The 15,639-nt window shown below is 44.7% G+C and carries 13 protein-coding genes; 6 read left to right on the forward strand and 7 right to left on the reverse strand.

From position 1 onward, the window contains the following. Nucleotides 1-11 precede the first annotated feature (11 nt). Both purC and F7R24_RS10180 read left to right on the forward strand, forming a co-directional pair. Entirely contained in the window at nt 12-725 is a 714-nt protein-coding gene (purC, locus tag F7R24_RS10175) for a phosphoribosylaminoimidazolesuccinocarboxamide synthase (protein ID WP_151671152.1), read from the forward strand. Nucleotides 726-767: 42 nt separating this feature from the next. Beyond that, nucleotides 768-1,715, forward strand: coding sequence for a 2-hydroxyacid dehydrogenase (locus F7R24_RS10180; protein WP_151671153.1), 948 nt, complete (start codon nt 768-770; stop codon nt 1,713-1,715). Here the strand turns inward: F7R24_RS10180 and F7R24_RS10185 are convergent. Next, nucleotides 1,712-2,332, reverse strand: a complete 621-nt coding sequence (locus F7R24_RS10185; RefSeq protein ID WP_151671154.1) for an RluA family pseudouridine synthase — start codon at nt 2,330-2,332, stop codon at nt 1,712-1,714. The two genes, F7R24_RS10180 and F7R24_RS10185, sit on opposite strands and share 4 nt — an antisense overlap. After that, nucleotides 2,329-3,714 (reverse strand): 23S rRNA (uracil(1939)-C(5))-methyltransferase RlmD, encoded by a 1,386-nt coding sequence (gene rlmD / locus F7R24_RS10190; protein ID WP_151671155.1) that lies wholly within the window; start codon nt 3,712-3,714, stop codon nt 2,329-2,331. The genes F7R24_RS10185 and rlmD overlap by 4 nt, the downstream gene beginning before the upstream one ends. A gap of 193 nt (nt 3,715-3,907) precedes the next feature. On the opposite strand from rlmD, the gene nfuA reads away from it, so the two are divergent. The 4 genes from nfuA (at nt 3,908) to F7R24_RS10210 (ending at nt 9,487) form a co-directional block, all read left to right on the forward strand. Next, nucleotides 3,908-4,501: a Fe-S biogenesis protein NfuA gene (gene nfuA, locus F7R24_RS10195; RefSeq protein WP_151671156.1), complete on the forward strand. Its 594-nt coding sequence runs from the start codon at nt 3,908-3,910 to the stop codon at nt 4,499-4,501. 176 nt (nt 4,502-4,677) lie between these two features. Then, nucleotides 4,678-7,122: an endopeptidase La gene (gene lon / locus F7R24_RS10200; RefSeq protein WP_151671157.1), complete on the forward strand. Its 2,445-nt coding sequence runs from the start codon at nt 4,678-4,680 to the stop codon at nt 7,120-7,122. A gap of 116 nt (nt 7,123-7,238) precedes the next feature. Continuing rightward, nucleotides 7,239-7,529, forward strand: coding sequence for an HU family DNA-binding protein (locus tag F7R24_RS10205; RefSeq protein ID WP_338087107.1), 291 nt, complete (start codon nt 7,239-7,241; stop codon nt 7,527-7,529). Between the two features lie 77 nt (nt 7,530-7,606). Beyond that, a complete protein-coding gene (locus F7R24_RS10210) occupies nt 7,607-9,487 on the forward strand; it encodes a SurA N-terminal domain-containing protein (RefSeq protein WP_151671159.1) in 1,881 nt (626 codons plus the stop codon). 5 nt (nt 9,488-9,492) lie between these two features. On the opposite strand, the gene F7R24_RS10215 is transcribed toward F7R24_RS10210, so the two are convergent. The 5 genes from F7R24_RS10215 to F7R24_RS10235 all read right to left on the reverse strand — a co-directional run bounded on the left by F7R24_RS10215 (nt 9,493) and on the right by F7R24_RS10235 (nt 15,622). Next, nucleotides 9,493-11,094, reverse strand: a complete 1,602-nt coding sequence (locus tag F7R24_RS10215; RefSeq protein WP_151671160.1) for an ABC transporter ATP-binding protein — start codon at nt 11,092-11,094, stop codon at nt 9,493-9,495. Nucleotides 11,095-11,108: 14 nt separating this feature from the next. Continuing rightward, entirely contained in the window at nt 11,109-12,533 is a 1,425-nt protein-coding gene (locus F7R24_RS10220; RefSeq protein WP_151671193.1) for a two-component system sensor histidine kinase NtrB, read from the reverse strand. 81 nt (nt 12,534-12,614) lie between these two features. Further along, a complete protein-coding gene (locus F7R24_RS10225; RefSeq protein ID WP_151671161.1) occupies nt 12,615-13,241 on the reverse strand; it encodes a hypothetical protein in 627 nt (208 codons plus the stop codon). Nucleotides 13,242-13,287: 46 nt separating this feature from the next. Next, entirely contained in the window at nt 13,288-14,046 is a 759-nt protein-coding gene (locus tag F7R24_RS10230) for a TSUP family transporter (protein WP_151671162.1), read from the reverse strand. A gap of 37 nt (nt 14,047-14,083) precedes the next feature. Continuing rightward, nucleotides 14,084-15,622 (reverse strand): peptidoglycan DD-metalloendopeptidase family protein, encoded by a 1,539-nt coding sequence (locus tag F7R24_RS10235; protein ID WP_151671163.1) that lies wholly within the window; start codon nt 15,620-15,622, stop codon nt 14,084-14,086. Nucleotides 15,623-15,639 lie beyond the last annotated feature (17 nt).

The following is a 15,639-nucleotide window of genomic DNA, read 5'->3' on the forward strand; positions in this document are numbered from 1 at the left end:
TGGAGAAATGAATGGAAAAGCGTAACGAGCTTTATGCAGGCAAGGCGAAATCTGTTTTTACGACAGATGACCCGAATCTTATGGTGATGGTGTTTCGTGATGACACCTCTGCCTTCGATGGTAAGAAAGTTGAACAGCTTGACCGCAAAGGAATGGTCAATAACAAGTTTAATGCCTTCATCATGCAAAAGCTTGAAGCTGCTGGTATTCCTACCCATTTTGAAGTGCTGTTGTCGGACACTGAAAGTCTTGTGAAGTGCTTAAAGATGATGCCGATTGAATGTGTAGTGCGTAACTATGCCGCCGGTTCACTCTGCCGTCGTTTAGGTGTGGAAGAGGGAATCACGTTGAACCCACCCACCTTTGAGATGTTTCTGAAAAATGATGCATTGGGTGACCCGATGGTGAATGAATCGCATATCGCCACCTTTGGTTGGGCCGATCCTGCCAATATTGAAATCGCTAAGCAACTGACCTTCAAAACCAATGAAGTACTGAAAAAGCTCTTTGATGATGCTGGCTTGTTATTAGTGGATTACAAATTGGAATTTGGACTTTATCAAGGGCAAGTGGTTTTAGGTGACGAATTCTCACCTGATGGTTGCCGCTTATGGGACAAAGAAACGCGTGATAAGATGGACAAAGATCGCTTCCGCCAAGGTTTAGGTGGTGTCATAGAAGCCTACGAAGAGGTCGGTCGCCGCTTAGGTATCGATTTCGGTTAAGGTGTTATCGGCCGTATCAGCAAGATAAGTAAGGGGTAGGTGATGAAGTGCGTTTTTCTGGATACCACCAGTTTAGATGATTTAGATCTGACAACGCTGGAAGCTAAGTTTGATCAATTTGTTTCCTACCCCTCATCTCAACCTGATCAGGTTGCTGAGCGCATTTCTGGATTTGACGTTGTCATTACCAATAAGGTTGTTCTCAGCGCTGAAGTTATCCTTCAAGCCAGTGACCTAAAACTGATTTGTGTGGTAGCTACTGGGGTCAATAATGTTGACTTGGATGCAGCCAAACAAGCCAATATCAGCGTTTATAACTCTCAAGCTTATGGCATAGATTCCGTTGCACAGCACGTGTTGATGCTGATGTTAGTGCTGCATACTAAGTTTGTTAATTATCAACAGTCGCTAAAACAAGGCGATTGGCAAAAGGCGACTCAGTTTTGCTTGCTCGACTTTCCTATTCTTGAATTAAAAGGCCGCAGGCTCGGAATCATCGGCTATGGTGCCTTAGGGCAGCGAGTAGCTCAGTTAGCACAAGCGTTTGGAATGGAAGTGTTAGTTGCAGCACGTGCCGGTACAGAGCCTTCAGAGGGGCGATTAGCACTAAAAGATCTTCTACCTCGTGTTGATGTGTTGAGCATTCATTGCCCTCTGACAGAACAAACCAAAAATCTAATCGACAAGGATGCGCTGTCCCTGATGCCTGAAGGTAGTTTTTTAGTCAATGCCGCACGCGGTGGTATCGTTAACGAAGAAGACTTAGCTGCTGCACTGCGTAGTGGGCATCTTTCAGGTGCTGCCACGGATGTGCTGACGCAAGAGCCACCTAAAGATGGCAATGTCTTGTTAGATGAGTCGATCCCCAATTTGATTGTCACGCCTCACAATGCTTGGGGATCTCGCCAGGCACGTCAAACGATTATTAAACAAACCGTCGAAAATATTGAGTCTTGGCAGCAAGGCACCGACTTACGCAGAATTGTCTAAAAAGGGCAGGGTGATTCAAACTCTAGCCACTGACCGTTAACCGGATGCTTCAATGCCAGTTGATCGGCGTGAAGCATTAACCGTGGATACTTCTGATGTTCACCTTCTTCCGTGTAAAAGTTATCTCCTAATATGGGATGTCCTATTGCCAGCATGTGGACTCTAAGCTGGTGTGATCGTCCCGTATGAGGATAAAGTAGCACTCGGCTCTGTTGATCATTCCGCTCTAGGCAAGTCCAGTGAGTCAGTGACGGTTTCCCGTTTTCTAAATCTACTTTAGAGCAGGGGCGGTTCTCCCAGTCTTGTGATAGAGGAAAATCGATCATCCCCTCATCTTTTTCAAGTTTTCCGGTAACCAGTGCTTGATAGCGTTTTTTAGGAACGCGTTCTTGAAACTGTATGCTCAATGCTCGGTGAGAGCCGGCATTGAGTGCAAGTACCAGTAAACCCGAAGTAGAGTAATCCAGTCGATGTACGATTCGTATCGTTGGAAACTCAGCTTGTAAACGACTGACTAAACAATCTTTTTTAGCGTCTCCGATTCCGGGAACCGAAAGCAGGTTGTCGGGTTTTGATACCACCACCATGACATCATCGGCATAAAGTAGATCGATCATTTCTTTGCCTCAAACAGCGCCATGGACTCAATATGAGAGGTGTTAGGGAACATATCTAATACACAGAAACGAGTTAACTGATAACCTGCGTCAACCAACGTTTGTGTATCTCTTGCCAGTGCTGCGGGATTGCACGCAATGTAGAGAAACTTCTTCGGCTTAAGGGGAAGAAGTTGTGGTAGTAGTTCAGCAGCGCCTGTTCTGGGTGGATCGAGTAAGACTAGATCGGGTTTAGATTGACGATACCACGCAGTTTCCTTGATAGGTTGGCTGAGATCGGCACAAAAGAAGCTAGCATTACTGATCTTGTTTGTTGCTGCATTCTGTGTTGCTCGCTTTACCATTTCAGCACTGCCTTCGATGCCAATGACCTGCTTGAAATGCCGAGCTAAGGGTAAGGAGAAATTTCCTAACCCACAGAAAAGATCTAATAGAATTGCGTCAGAATCAGCGACTAACCACTCCTTTGCCCGAGCAATCATGGCGCGGTTAATTTCGGCATTCACCTGTAAAAAATCACCCGGTTCAAAACTCAGTTGAGTCTCGCCATCGGCGCTAAAACTTAAATTGGCATTAGATGATAATGGGATAGAGCCGTGATTGTTTTCCTCTATCCACGCGCTTAGCTTGAGCGTCTGCGCAATATCAATGAGACGTTGTTTCATCTCTGCTGACGCAGGTTTGACTAAGCGAAAGCGCAAACTACCATCGATATCACCTAGGCTAACCAGTACCTCAGTGATATTTCTGATGCCATCAAGATCAGCTAAGCCCTTATGGAGTTCGTTAAAAAGAGTATCAAGGCGACTATCCAGCACTGGACAATGATCAATATCAAGTAGCTTTGCAGACTGACGTCTGCGAAATCCTGTTAATAACGCACCATCACGTTGACGTTGATTGATCCCTATCCTTGCGCTGCGTCTATAGCCTGTAGGCTTAGATAAGATTGGATCTTCAATATGGGCTGGTATGGCATTAGCGCTTCGCTTGAGCATCTCCAGTACTAACTCTTGCTTGATACTGGGTGCCTTAGAAGGATTTAAATGTTGCAGATCACATCCACCACATTGGCCGTAATAAGGGCAGACAGGTGTGACTCTATCAATACTGGACTGTATTATTTCAGTGGCTACTGCTTCATCATAGCGCTTGTGAGTCGCTTCAATAGACACCTGAACTTGTTCACCTTGCAGTGCGTTACGAACAAACACCGTTTTACCTGCATGAGTCGCAATGCCACGACATTCATTGCTGTAACGAACCACTTCAATGGCTTCACTGATGATGGGTAAGGTGTTATTTGGCTGATGATTAGCACGACGAGTCTTGTTGAGAGTTTGCTTAGATCGTGCTTGTTTTGATAGCAGCTTTTTGGACATAATGCTCTGCAAAAATAGCGATTATAACCCGCTTTTAAAGTTATTTGGGCTGTATATTGCTAAAAATCTACACTTCTTTGATCCACGTATCATCCATTAGAGAGGAAGATTGGGAATATCCGATCAATTTACTCGGAATTAAATTCAGTGTATGCTATATCTCATCTATCTATGACGGTTGTGAGTAAAAAAGATGATCATTACAGTAACAGATGGCGCCCAAGATTATTTAGCCAGCTTGCTAGAAAAACAAAATGTTGAGGGTATGGCAGTTAGGCTGTTTGTCACTCAACCCGGTACGCCTTACGCTGAAACCTGCTTGGCCTACTGCCGTCCAGACGAAGTAAACGAAGCAGACGAAGTCATGGAAACCGTTAAACTGCGTTTTTATTTGGAAAAAAACAGTATTCCTTACTTAGAGGAAGCTGTAGTTGATTTTGCAGAGGATCGCATGGGTGGTCAGCTAACCATCAAGGCACCTAATGCTAAAATGCCGAAAGTGACTGCAGATAGTCCTATGCAAGATCAAATTAACTATATTCTTTATTCCGATATCAACCCAGGTCTGGCTGCCCATGGTGGAGAAGTTAAACTGATTGAGTTGATTGAAGAGGATACCGGACATACCGCTATTCTTAAGTTCGGTGGCGGTTGCCAAGGATGTAGTGCAGTAGATTTAACACTTAAAGATGGCGTTGAAAAAACCTTGATCGAGAGAGTTCCAGGGCTTGTTGCCGTTAAAGATGTCACAGATCACACCAATACCGCCAACGCTTACTACAAGTAAAGTGTGCTAGACGTAATTTTTACGCACCAAAGTTAGTTTCAAGCCGTATGAATGTGTAAAACAGGAAGCGGCTTGCAATTTACCATCCTGTCCCCATTGACTGATACTATCAAACTGATATTTTCAAAAGAGCTCAGTCCAAACCGGGCTGATACGCAGCACAGAGGCACAGAATTATGGATCATTACGAAGCAAAAGATGATAGCAACGTGAAAGGCCGTGTTGATATTGAGCTTCCAGTATTGCCACTTCGTGATGTCGTGGTTTATCCGCATATGGTTATTCCTTTATTTGTTGGTCGCGCTAAGTCGATTCGTGCGTTAGATAATGCCTTAGCACATGACAAGCAAATACTCCTTGTCGCGCAAAAAAGTGCATCTGAGGATGAGCCTGTTGCGTCTGACCTTTTCCATGTAGGTACCGTTGCAACCATTCTTCAAATGCTGAAGTTACCTGATGGTACCGTGAAGGTGCTGGTTGAAGGTGAGTATCGTGCTCGCATTGCCTGTCTCACCGACACAGGAGAAAGCTTCAATGCAAGTTTGGAAGTCATGGCGACAGAAGAGGCAACCGAAGCTGAAAGTGAAATTTACAAACATACAGCGCTAGATCAGTTTGAACGCTTTATTCAGATCAATAAGAAAATACCAACTGAAGTGCTAAATTCACTGCAAAACATTGATGATATTGGTCGTTTAGCTGATACCCTTGCAGCGCATATGTCATTGAAACTTGAGGATAAACAGAAAGTTCTCGAGATGCCGAGTAGTCGTGATCGCCTTGAATATCTGATGGCCAAAATGGAAACTGAAATCGACTTGGTTGAAGTTGAGAAGCGTATCCGTGGCCGCGTGAAAAAACAGATGGAAAAAAGTCAGCGTGAGTATTATCTGAACGAGCAAATGAAAGCGATTCAGAAAGAGCTGGGCGATATGGATGAAAGCGGTGGCAATGATATGGACGAGTTACGTCGTCGAATTGAAGCTGCAGAAATGCCAGAAGATGCACTGAAAAAGACGCTCGCTGAGCATAAAAAATTGACCATGATGTCGCCCATGAGCGCCGAAGCAACCGTAGTCCGTGGTTATATTGATTGGATGCTTCAAGTGCCATGGAAGAAGCGTTCGAAAGTCCGTTTAGATATGCAGCGTGCTCAAAGTATTCTTGATGAAGATCATTTCGGCTTAGAAGAAGTTAAAGAACGCATCATTGAATATCTCGCTGTTCAAAAGCGTGTACGTAAGCTGAAAGGGCCTATCCTTTGCTTGGTTGGACCTCCTGGTGTGGGTAAGACTTCACTAGGTAAGTCAATCGCTCGAGCGACCAACCGAGAGTATGTGCGGATGGCGTTAGGCGGTGTGCGTGATGAAGCTGAAATTCGTGGTCATCGACGTACCTATATCGGTTCAATGCCCGGTAAATTGGTGCAGAAAATCACTAAGGCTGGCGTTAAAAATCCACTTTTCTTACTTGATGAAATCGATAAGATGGGTATGGATCATCGCGGTGATCCCTCCTCAGCATTGCTAGAAGTGTTAGATCCAGAACAAAACAGCACCTTCAATGATCATTATCTAGAAGTAGATATGGACTTGTCAGATGTGTTGTTCGTCTGTACCTCTAACTCAATGAATATTCCTGGTCCACTGCTGGATCGTATGGAAATTATTCGTATTCCAGGATATACCGAAGACGAAAAGCTCAATATAGCGAAAAAATATCTGATTACTAAGCAGATGAAACAGAGTGGCTTAAAAGACAAAGAGCTAACCTTTACCGACGAAGCCATATTAGACCTGATCCGTTACTACACTCGTGAAGCTGGTGTGCGTGGCTTAGAGAGAGAAATAGCCAAAATCTGTCGTAAAGCGGTTCGAGAATCAGCCTTAGGAAAAATGACTGCAGATTTACAAGCGGTAACGTCTGAAAATCTTGAGCATTACTCCGGTGTGCACAAGCACAGCTATGGAAAAGCGGAAGAAGAAGATCTAATTGGTCACGTGACTGGATTGGCATGGACTCAAGTAGGTGGAGAAATTCTCAGTATTGAAGCGGCTATCGTTCCCGGTAAAGGTCGACAAATTAATACCGGTTCGTTGGGTGATGTAATGAAAGAGTCGATTCAGGCCGCATTGACCGTGGTTAGAAATCGCTCTTTGCCTTTGGGTATTCGTCCTGATTTTCATGAGAAGCAAGATATCCACATTCATGTACCCGAAGGCGCTACGCCAAAAGATGGTCCCAGTGCAGGTATCGGTATGTGTACTGCGTTAGTCTCTGCACTCACAGGTATTCCTGTGCGTTCGGATGTGGCCATGACAGGTGAAATTACCCTGCGCGGTCAGGTACTTCCGATTGGTGGTTTGAAAGAGAAATTGTTGGCTGCACATCGCGGTGGAATCAAAACCGTTATCATTCCCGATGAAAATAAACGCGATTTAAAAGAAATACCTGAAAATATTAAGGCAGACCTAGATATAATCGCGGTAAAATGGATTGATGAGGTTTTGGAGGTTGCTTTAACCAGAGTACCTGAACCTCTTGACGACAAAGAGGCTGAAATTGTTGCTAAAGAAAGCTCAGGCGTAAAAGTTGAGCCAGGGCAATTAAGTACTCATTAATCGCTGTAGCCCCCATAAAAAGGGGCTTTTCAGTTGACACCGCAATCTGAGTGTTGGTATAAAGTGGCCTGAAGTGTGACTGGGCATGCCACGCGAACAGAACAAAATAACGATGCATTAAGGGGAACAATGTGAATAAGTCAGAATTGATCGATGCGATTGCAGCTTCTGCTGATCTACCAAAAGCAGCTGCAGGCCGTGCATTGGATGCGACGCTCGAAGCAGTGACTAAAGCTCTACAGAACAACGAATCGGTTGCGCTAGTTGGTTTTGGTACTTTCTCTGTGAAAGAGCGTGCAGCTCGTACAGGCCGTAATCCACAAACTGGCAAGCCTATCGAAATTGCTGCGGCTACTCTGCCTACGTTCAAGCCGGGCAAAGCGCTTAAAGATGCGGTAAATAAGTAATCTGACCTTTCTGGTCTAAGAAAGCGCATTCCGATGAGTGCGCTTTTTTTTATGAAAACATAAGGTAATTGTAAACAATGCTTCAAGCCATCAGGGACAACTCAAAAGGCATTATCGCCAAGGTCATCGTAGGTCTTATTGCGGTCACGTTTGCGCTGTTTGGTCTAGAATCGTTGGTCGGTCTAGGATCAAAAGAAAAACCAGCAGCAGAGGTCAACGGCGAAGATATTGCCGTTATTGATTTAATGCGAGGCGTCGACCTGCAACGTCGTCAAATTTTGATGCAAATGGGACCGGATGCAGATCCAACATTGCTCGATGATAATCTACTTCAGCGTGGGGTATTGGAAAGCCTTATTGAACAAGCATTATTAGTTCAATCGGCCGAGAATCAGGGGCTATTTCTTTCAGAAGAGATGATTGATCAGTTGATCGTATCGACGCCAGAATTTCAGATAGATGGTCGTTTTGATCGTAATCAATTTGAGATGGTTCTGCGTAACGCAGGCTTTACGCCATTGATGTATCGTGATCTGCTGCGTAAAGAAACCCTCATGGATCAAGAAAGAGCAGCATTCTTGTTGTCTTCATTTACTACGAGAGATGAAGTTGATCGCATTGTCCGCCTTGATCAACAAACCCGAGATGTTGCTTGGGTCAGAATTCCATTGCTAACGATTTTAAATGAAACGGAAGTTAGCGAAGCTGAAATACAAGCTCTATATGATCAGCGTACTTCCAGCTTACAAACCCCTGAACAGGTGGTTTTAGATTACGTGCTATTGGATCGAAGCGATTTTGTTGACCCCTCGATCGTCAGTGATGATGAAGTTCGTGAAATTTACGAACAGATGATGGCTGAGTTTGTTTCTCAAGAACAACGTGCGGTCTCCCATATCCTGATTGAAGTGGATGGACAGCGTGACGCGTTAGCCGCTTTAGCTCTAGCACAAGAGATCTTTCTTGAGCTACAAGACGGAGCTGATTTTGCTGAGCTAGCAGGGCGATTCTCTGATGATCTGGGTTCTGCTTCACAAGGTGGATCATTAGGTTTGTTGACTCGTGATTCGCTGGTAGATGAATTCGCTGATGCGTTGTTTGAGATGTCATCACCGGGTGATATCAGTCATCCCGTTGAAACCCAGTTTGGTTATCATATCATTCGACTAGATGAGATACGTCAAACTGAGCGTCCAAGCTTTGAGCAGGCTGCTTTTGATCTTCGCCTAGAGATAGCAGAGCGTGATGCAGAAATGCGCTACGTGGAGCAGATGGAGCGCTTGGCGGATCTATCTTTCTCTGCTGCAGATTTGATTGTTCCTGCTGAAGAGCTAGACCTGATTATCGAGCGTTCACAACCGATCAGTCGTGAGGGTGGCAGTGACTTCTTAGGAAGAAACTCTCGTGTAGTTGAAGCTGCTTTCAGTAGTGACTTATTACGTGAGCGTTTAAATAGCTTACCAATCGAGTTAGATCGTGAAAGAACAGTAGTAGTGCGTGTTAACGAACATCTTCCAAGCCGTCAGTTGGCCTTTGAAGAAGTGCGTGATGAACTCGAACTGGAATTGATTACGGCTAAAGCAACAGAAACGCTGCAGCAAAAAACCTCTGAGTGGCTCGCTGCTTTGCAACAGGGTGAAGCTTTAGAGAATCTAAATGATGATCTGGCGTGGAGTGAAGTGGTTGAAGCAGGAAGAGCTGACTCTAGAGTGCCTTCTGAGATACGCAACCGTTTGTTTGCGATGTCAGCAAACGAAACGCCTCGATTCGACCTGCTGCAGTTGCGTGACGGGAGTTTTGCGCTACTTCGCTTAGATGCAGTTCAGCACAAAGACAATCAGTTGAATGAAGATGAGATGGCGCTTATGATGTCGATTCTGGGTGCGACGTTAGGACAGCAAGAATATCAAAATCGTGTCGACAGCTTACGCGCTCAAGCAACGATTAAACGTAACTAAGCTAGTTATGCGCAAGGACGCGCAGTGTCACCAAACGCTGCTTTTAACAGTTGTTGAGTGTAAGGGTGTTGAGGATGGTTAAAAACATCACTCGCATCACCCTGCTCAACAGCCACTCCTGACTTCATCACCAAAAGCTGATGGCTTAAGGCTCGAACCACGGCTAAATCATGGCTAATAAACAAATAACTCAGCTGGTAGCGAGCTTGTAAGTCGCGTAATAGCTCAATAATTTGTTTTTGAACGGTTCGGTCTAGCGCTGATGTAGGCTCATCCAATACGATCAATTCAGGTCGTAATACTAAGGCTCTAGCGATCGCAATCCGTTGACGTTGACCGCCTGAAAACTCATGTGGATAGCGGTTTCTGATATCAGCCGGTAAACCGACATCTTCTAATGCTTGAATCACACGCTTTTCAATCTCTGCGGCATTGGTAACACCATGAACTTCCAGCCCTTCTGCAATGGATTCGCCAACCAGCATTCTAGGGCTGAGGCTGCCAAAAGGGTCTTGAAAGACGATTTGCATCTGCTTACGCAGAGGTTTCACTGCCTTTTGTGGTATTTGGTTCAGATCCTGGCCTGCGAAATGAATTTGACCAACAGATTTAGTTAATCTAAGAATCGCAAGGGCTAGCGTAGTCTTACCTGAACCTGACTCACCGACAACGCCCAGTGTTTCACCACGCTTTAAGGTCAAATTAATATCATTGACTGCTTTGTGGTGATCCTTAACCCGCTTAAATAAGCCACTTTGTATTGGAAACCAGACTTTAAGGGCATCTGTTTTAAGAATCACTTGGCTATCCACAGGGATGGTTGCTGGCTTTCCATCCGGTTCCGCTGCCAGCAGTATCTGTGTGTAGGTTTCTTTAGGCTGAGCAAACAGGTCTGCTGTAGACGCCGTTTCCACTAAATGGCCTTGATTCATCACATAGACGCGATCAGCAAAGCGTCGGACGATATTCAGATCATGAGTGATCAGCAGTACTGACATATTGAGCTTTTGTTGTAAGCTCTTTAACAGTTCCAGTATTTGTTGCTGAATCGTGACATCCAGTGCGGTGGTTGGCTCATCAGCGATCAGTAGCTCTGGTTCGTTCGCTAGAGCCATTGCGATCATCACGCGTTGCCGTAAACCTCCAGATAGCTCGTGCGGATACTGCCTTAGACGTTTTTCTGGTTCAGGTATGCCTACCAAGTCTAATAGCTCTAAAATCCGGCCACGTGCTTTTTGTCGGCTCATGGCGGCATGTAATTGCAGACTTTCACCAATTTGCTTCTCCACTGTATGTAATGGATTCAGCGATGTCATAGGCTCCTGGAAAATCATACTAATGCGATTGCCGCGTATCGCACGTAGTTGAGGTTCTTTGAGTTTCAGTAGATCAACATCATTGAAGAATATTTCTCCGGAGGGATGGCTGGCCAAAGGGTAGGGAAGTAAACCCAGCACGGAAAGAGCCGTTACGGACTTTCCTGAACCGGATTCACCCACCAAGGCAACACATTCTCCCGATCCCACCTGAAGATCGATATCCTCTACAACTGTTTTACCAGTAAATGCCACAGAAAGGTTGCGGATGTTCAGTAAAGGATGATCCATGTAAGTTCTACCTGTTATGATCCAAGAGGATTCGTGTCACTATTTAAGCCTAATTGCATGTGGAAGGTTGTCCCTGAGCTGGCATCAGATGTCACTGCCATGTGACCTTGATGCTGATCAGTAATAATAAAATAAGCAAATGATAGGCGCTTGCCTGCATCACTCGTTTCCGATGAAGTGATGTCAGAGCTAAAAAATGGCTCAAACAATGACATTTGTTCTTCTTCGTTTAATGGCTTGCCATTATGGTTAATACGAACCCATAGACTGCCATAGGATTCGCTAATATCTATTTTAATTTTGGGTGTAACACTGTCAGCTTGCTCCATTAATGCATCAAAACAATGCCTAAATAGACTTAAGAAAGCTTGCTGTAGTTCAATGTTATAGCAGCTTAGTTTTGGCAACTGATCGGCGTAATGTTTTTCGATCTCAAAGTCGCTAAATCTGATGTTGTTTGCTGAGATAAGCACGTCACCAGCCAGTTCAAGCGCATGTTCCATCAGTTCAGCCACATCAACAAGAATTTTTTTATCGGTACGTTGACGAGAAAAGTTCAATAGGTTGTTGATGATGGCGGTAACATTGCGGCCTTTCTCGGAGGCATCTTCTAACAGGTGGTTCAAACGCTCCACCTCTTTGCCGCATTCGCTATCTTGCTGCATCAAGCGTCCATTCGATAGCAAGCGTTGGAAACTACTCAGATCGAAGAGAATGCCCTGCAGCGGTGCGTTAATGTCATGAGCCATGGTAGCTGCTAACTCACCCATCGACGCCATCTTGTCATTATGCACCAGCATATTTTCAGCGAGTATCTTCTGAGTAACATCATCGATTAGCAAAACCGCTCCACCATTTTCCAGCTCTTGGAGTGGATAGATGATAATGTTGAAGTAGTAAAGGCCACTCTGGCTTTGTTTGATGTGAATAGGTTCTTGTTGCTTAATCGACTGCTCTATTTGTGCCGGCGTAATACTGATAGTGGGGTAGATTTGCCATAAGTCTTTACCTAGCGCATCTTGTGTTGATACCCCTGCAATCTCCTCAGCTTGGCGATTCCAATGAGTAATTTGGCATTGCTTATTTAATCCCACCAGCATGATTGGAAGCGAGCGAAGAATATTGGCAACGTAAGACTCTGACGCTTTAAGTTCAGCCGTGCGCTGTTCTACGCGATTTTCTAATTCGTTACGAATGTCAGTGAGTTCTCGGTTGGCATGATAAGCTCTGCGCCAGGTGAGGAGTAAAAAGATGGCGACAATCGACAGGGTGATGATAAGAACGCCACTAGAAAAATTAGCGACATACTGCCAATTAGTGCTGCCTTCTTCGTCTTTAAAATACTGTATGAGATTCAGCTGAGCATGAGCGCTAGACGATAGCAGAATGAGCACGGATGCTAGAAGCGAATATAAAAAGTGCCGAACCGTATGCCACATCAAAGGCTGTCTCCCTGATTTCGATCAATAGATTATTCTATATTCTAGCATTTTTCTTTAAAAATTCAGAAGCTTGATTGATCAGCAATCGTTTCGACGGGTATCACATAAGCGACTACGGTTAACCTGGTTTAGCCAAAACTGGATCTCATCCTCGGGTAAACCGATGGCTTCAACCGAGCGAAAGGGGATAGTTCGCCAAGATTTATTCAGGCTATAGAGGGTGTTTTCTCCTGAGATAATGCGCGTTAACACGATTTCTCCCCACTGCGCTCCGGCGACTTGACCACACCAGCTAATTTGCACCGCTTCACTGTAATGCGAGTTTACAGAACCTGAAAGTGTCCGAAAATGACTAAATTCACAGCTTTGGCTTAGCGCTTGCTTTAATTGGTCAAGGTAAGCATTGGGTGGCATTCTGACTTTATCAATTACCTGAAAAGCCAACATTTCTCGCCAGTTAATAATGGTTTGATCAGCAGGAACGACCTCTTTAACGCCACGATTATCCAACCACTCTTTGTGAACGGTGTGCCATGAAGGTGGTAAAAAGACCTGTAGAACTTCACCTTCTTCAGAGTTAAGGACTTCTGGCGTCGCTAAAAGGCTAAATTCACTGCTATTTTGAGCCACTGCATGAGAAGCTAAAATCATCGCGGTGGTAGATATTATGCTGAAAAAAACAGACCTGAAAAGAAATCGATTCATGACGCATCCTTTGTTGTAAATAAATGGCCAGATAGCAGCGCTATTATTACATATAATGCTGCCAGATAAGCCTTAGGCTAATGATCAGAGAGATCCCTACTAATAACGGACGGATCAATTTAACACCATGACTGACAACCATTCTTGATCCAACCCGAGCCCCTAAATATTGACCCACTGCCATCGCCAAGCCCACTGACCATAGTACATGACCGCCGAGCGCAAAAAACAGTAAGGAGGCAATATTAGAGGTAAAATTTAACAGTTTCGTATGCGCAGTTGCTTTGGCAAGGCCAAAACCAGCAAGAGCAACAAAGGCTATTGCAAAGAAAGAGCCGGTTCCTGGACCAAAGAATCCATCATAGAAACCGACGCTAGTGCCTATAACAAAAGCAAACAAGAGGGGTGAAAGGCGCTGCTCACTATCATCGTTACTGATACGAGGAGAAAAAAGGAAATACAATGAAAAGCCAATGAGAAGAAATGGGAGTAGTTTACTGAGTAGGGTGGGGTCAATATGCTGAACCAGCAAAGTACCTACCGCGCTACCACAAAAAGTACAGATGATATGGGGCCATAATTCGCGAATTTTGATGAGGCCTTGGCGCCAAAAATATAAGGTCGCGGTGAAAGAGCCAAAACAACTTTGTAGTTTATTGGTACCCAATGCTAGAGCAGGAGGCATGCCAGTGGCTAACAAAGCGGGAACAGTAATGAGTCCGCCGCCACCGGCGATGGAATCTATAAAGCCAGCTGCTAAGGCAGCTAGCATTAATAGAAGAATGACGGAGAGCTCTAGCTCCATTTATAAAGACGTCATGATATCAAACAGGTCGTCTTGATTAGGTGCCAGGTTGAGATTCATTTCTGCGCATAGCAAATTGTTCTTCTCTCGCAACTTCCATCACTGACACAAGCTCGTCAACACGTTTATTGAACTCGGCAAGCTGTTCTTTAGGTACTGAAGTAGCTAAGGGTAGATTTGCTGTCATAGGGTTAACGGGTCTACCGTTAACATGAAGTTCAAAATGTAAATGCGGTCCTGTGACACGACCCGTCGCACCAGAGAGACCGATGCGCTGACCACGCTTGATGGAGTCACCACGGCGAACATCGATGCGGTGCATGTGAAGGTAGCGAGTTGCATAGGTACTGTTGTGGCGAATTTCTAAATATTTACCAGCAAAGGGGTGGTTTTCCACACGAGTAACGACCCCATCACCGATGCTAACAATCGGAGTGCCTGTCGGCATCGCAAAATCGGTACCGTTGTGGGGCGCGACACGACCTGTAACCGGGTGTCTACGGGTAGGGTTATATTGAGAGCTGATTCTGAAGTTTTGATTGTGCGGTAAGCGGCGGAAAGCTCTGGTTAAGCTATCACCGTTGCTATCATAGTAATTGCCATCTTCAAATAAAAACGCGGTGTAAGACTTACGACTCTGTTGAAGTCTGATCGCTTCAATCGAGGTTTGTCCGGTGAACTCATCACCGACATACTGAGCATTACGAACGACTTGGAAACGATCGCCCGCTTGAATTTGGCGGTTAAAGTCAATCTGTTCACTTAAAAGCTTGTTGATTTCATGGATCTCGGCTTTGGTTAAACCAGCACGTATGGCAGATACGTAAAAACTGCCATAGATTTCACCTGCAATAATTTCTTGTTCCCAATCGCCTTCATGTATCACTTCTTCAAATTCGAAGTTTTCATTATCCACGCGACGATAAATGACTTGCTTACCTATATGAACATAGAGTTCCATTTCCTCTAAATCATGAGTTTCTGGATTTTTGCGGAAAGTCAGTAGATTACCGGGTCTTAAAATATCCAAAGCCAGAAGTTGCTCGTCTGCTGATAGAATCTGATACATCACCGTCTGACCAACACTAGCTTGATCAAACAAGGTGCTTAGAGTGTCGCCTTCGTCTATGGTTAGGCGGAGCTCTAATTCAACTTCTGGTAATTCTGTATCTTCTTCAATTGCTGCCAGAGATTCATCGTCGAATGCGACATGATTGTCGTAGTCAAATTCAGCATAATCATTATTGAGTGTGTCGGGATCATTTTCTGGCAGGGATTGAGTCAACTGCACAGTTGATGTGTCGCCTTCATACTCGGTTTGATTTTCAGATCGATAACGTATTTTCGGAGAGATATGGGTTGTCGCTTGATTGCTTGGACTTGCAGAGTCATTTACAAGGTTATCTGTTGATGAAGATCGTGAACTTGCTACTGAGTTTTGAGTCTCAGAAGTATCACTATCAGGCCAGAAAGCCGCAGTCACAGTGACAATAACGGCGAGACTTAATGCGATAATATGTGTCGTAGGAATGCCCTTAGCGCTGAGAGCTGATGAATCGGTTTTCCTCAGTTGCATCCTGTACCCTGCTATAC

The organism is Nitrincola schmidtii, from assembly GCF_008973715.1.
Lineage (GTDB): Bacteria > Pseudomonadota > Gammaproteobacteria > Pseudomonadales > Balneatricaceae > Nitrincola > Nitrincola schmidtii.

Excerpts from the sequence above, each read along its gene's own strand:
- rlmD (WP_151671155.1), bottom strand. The coding sequence starts at position 3,714 with ATGTCCAAAAAGCTGCTATCAAAACAAGCACGATCTAAGCAAACTCTC.
- F7R24_RS10230 (WP_151671162.1), bottom strand. The coding sequence starts at position 14,046 with ATGGAGCTAGAGCTCTCCGTCATTCTTCTATTAATGCTAGCTGCCTTA.
- F7R24_RS10185 (WP_151671154.1), bottom strand. The coding sequence starts at position 2,332 with ATGATCGATCTACTTTATGCCGATGATGTCATGGTGGTGGTATCAAAA.
- F7R24_RS10180 (WP_151671153.1), top strand. The coding sequence starts at position 768 with ATGAAGTGCGTTTTTCTGGATACCACCAGTTTAGATGATTTAGATCTG.
- F7R24_RS10215 (WP_151671160.1), bottom strand. The coding sequence starts at position 11,094 with ATGGATCATCCTTTACTGAACATCCGCAACCTTTCTGTGGCATTTACT.
- nfuA (WP_151671156.1), top strand. The coding sequence starts at position 3,908 with ATGATCATTACAGTAACAGATGGCGCCCAAGATTATTTAGCCAGCTTG.
- purC (WP_151671152.1), top strand. The coding sequence starts at position 12 with ATGGAAAAGCGTAACGAGCTTTATGCAGGCAAGGCGAAATCTGTTTTT.
- F7R24_RS10220 (WP_151671193.1), bottom strand. The coding sequence starts at position 12,533 with ATGTGGCATACGGTTCGGCACTTTTTATATTCGCTTCTAGCATCCGTG.
- F7R24_RS10235 (WP_151671163.1), bottom strand. The coding sequence starts at position 15,622 with ATGCAACTGAGGAAAACCGATTCATCAGCTCTCAGCGCTAAGGGCATT.
- lon (WP_151671157.1), top strand. The coding sequence starts at position 4,678 with ATGGATCATTACGAAGCAAAAGATGATAGCAACGTGAAAGGCCGTGTT.
- F7R24_RS10210 (WP_151671159.1), top strand. The coding sequence starts at position 7,607 with ATGCTTCAAGCCATCAGGGACAACTCAAAAGGCATTATCGCCAAGGTC.
- F7R24_RS10225 (WP_151671161.1), bottom strand. The coding sequence starts at position 13,241 with ATGAATCGATTTCTTTTCAGGTCTGTTTTTTTCAGCATAATATCTACC.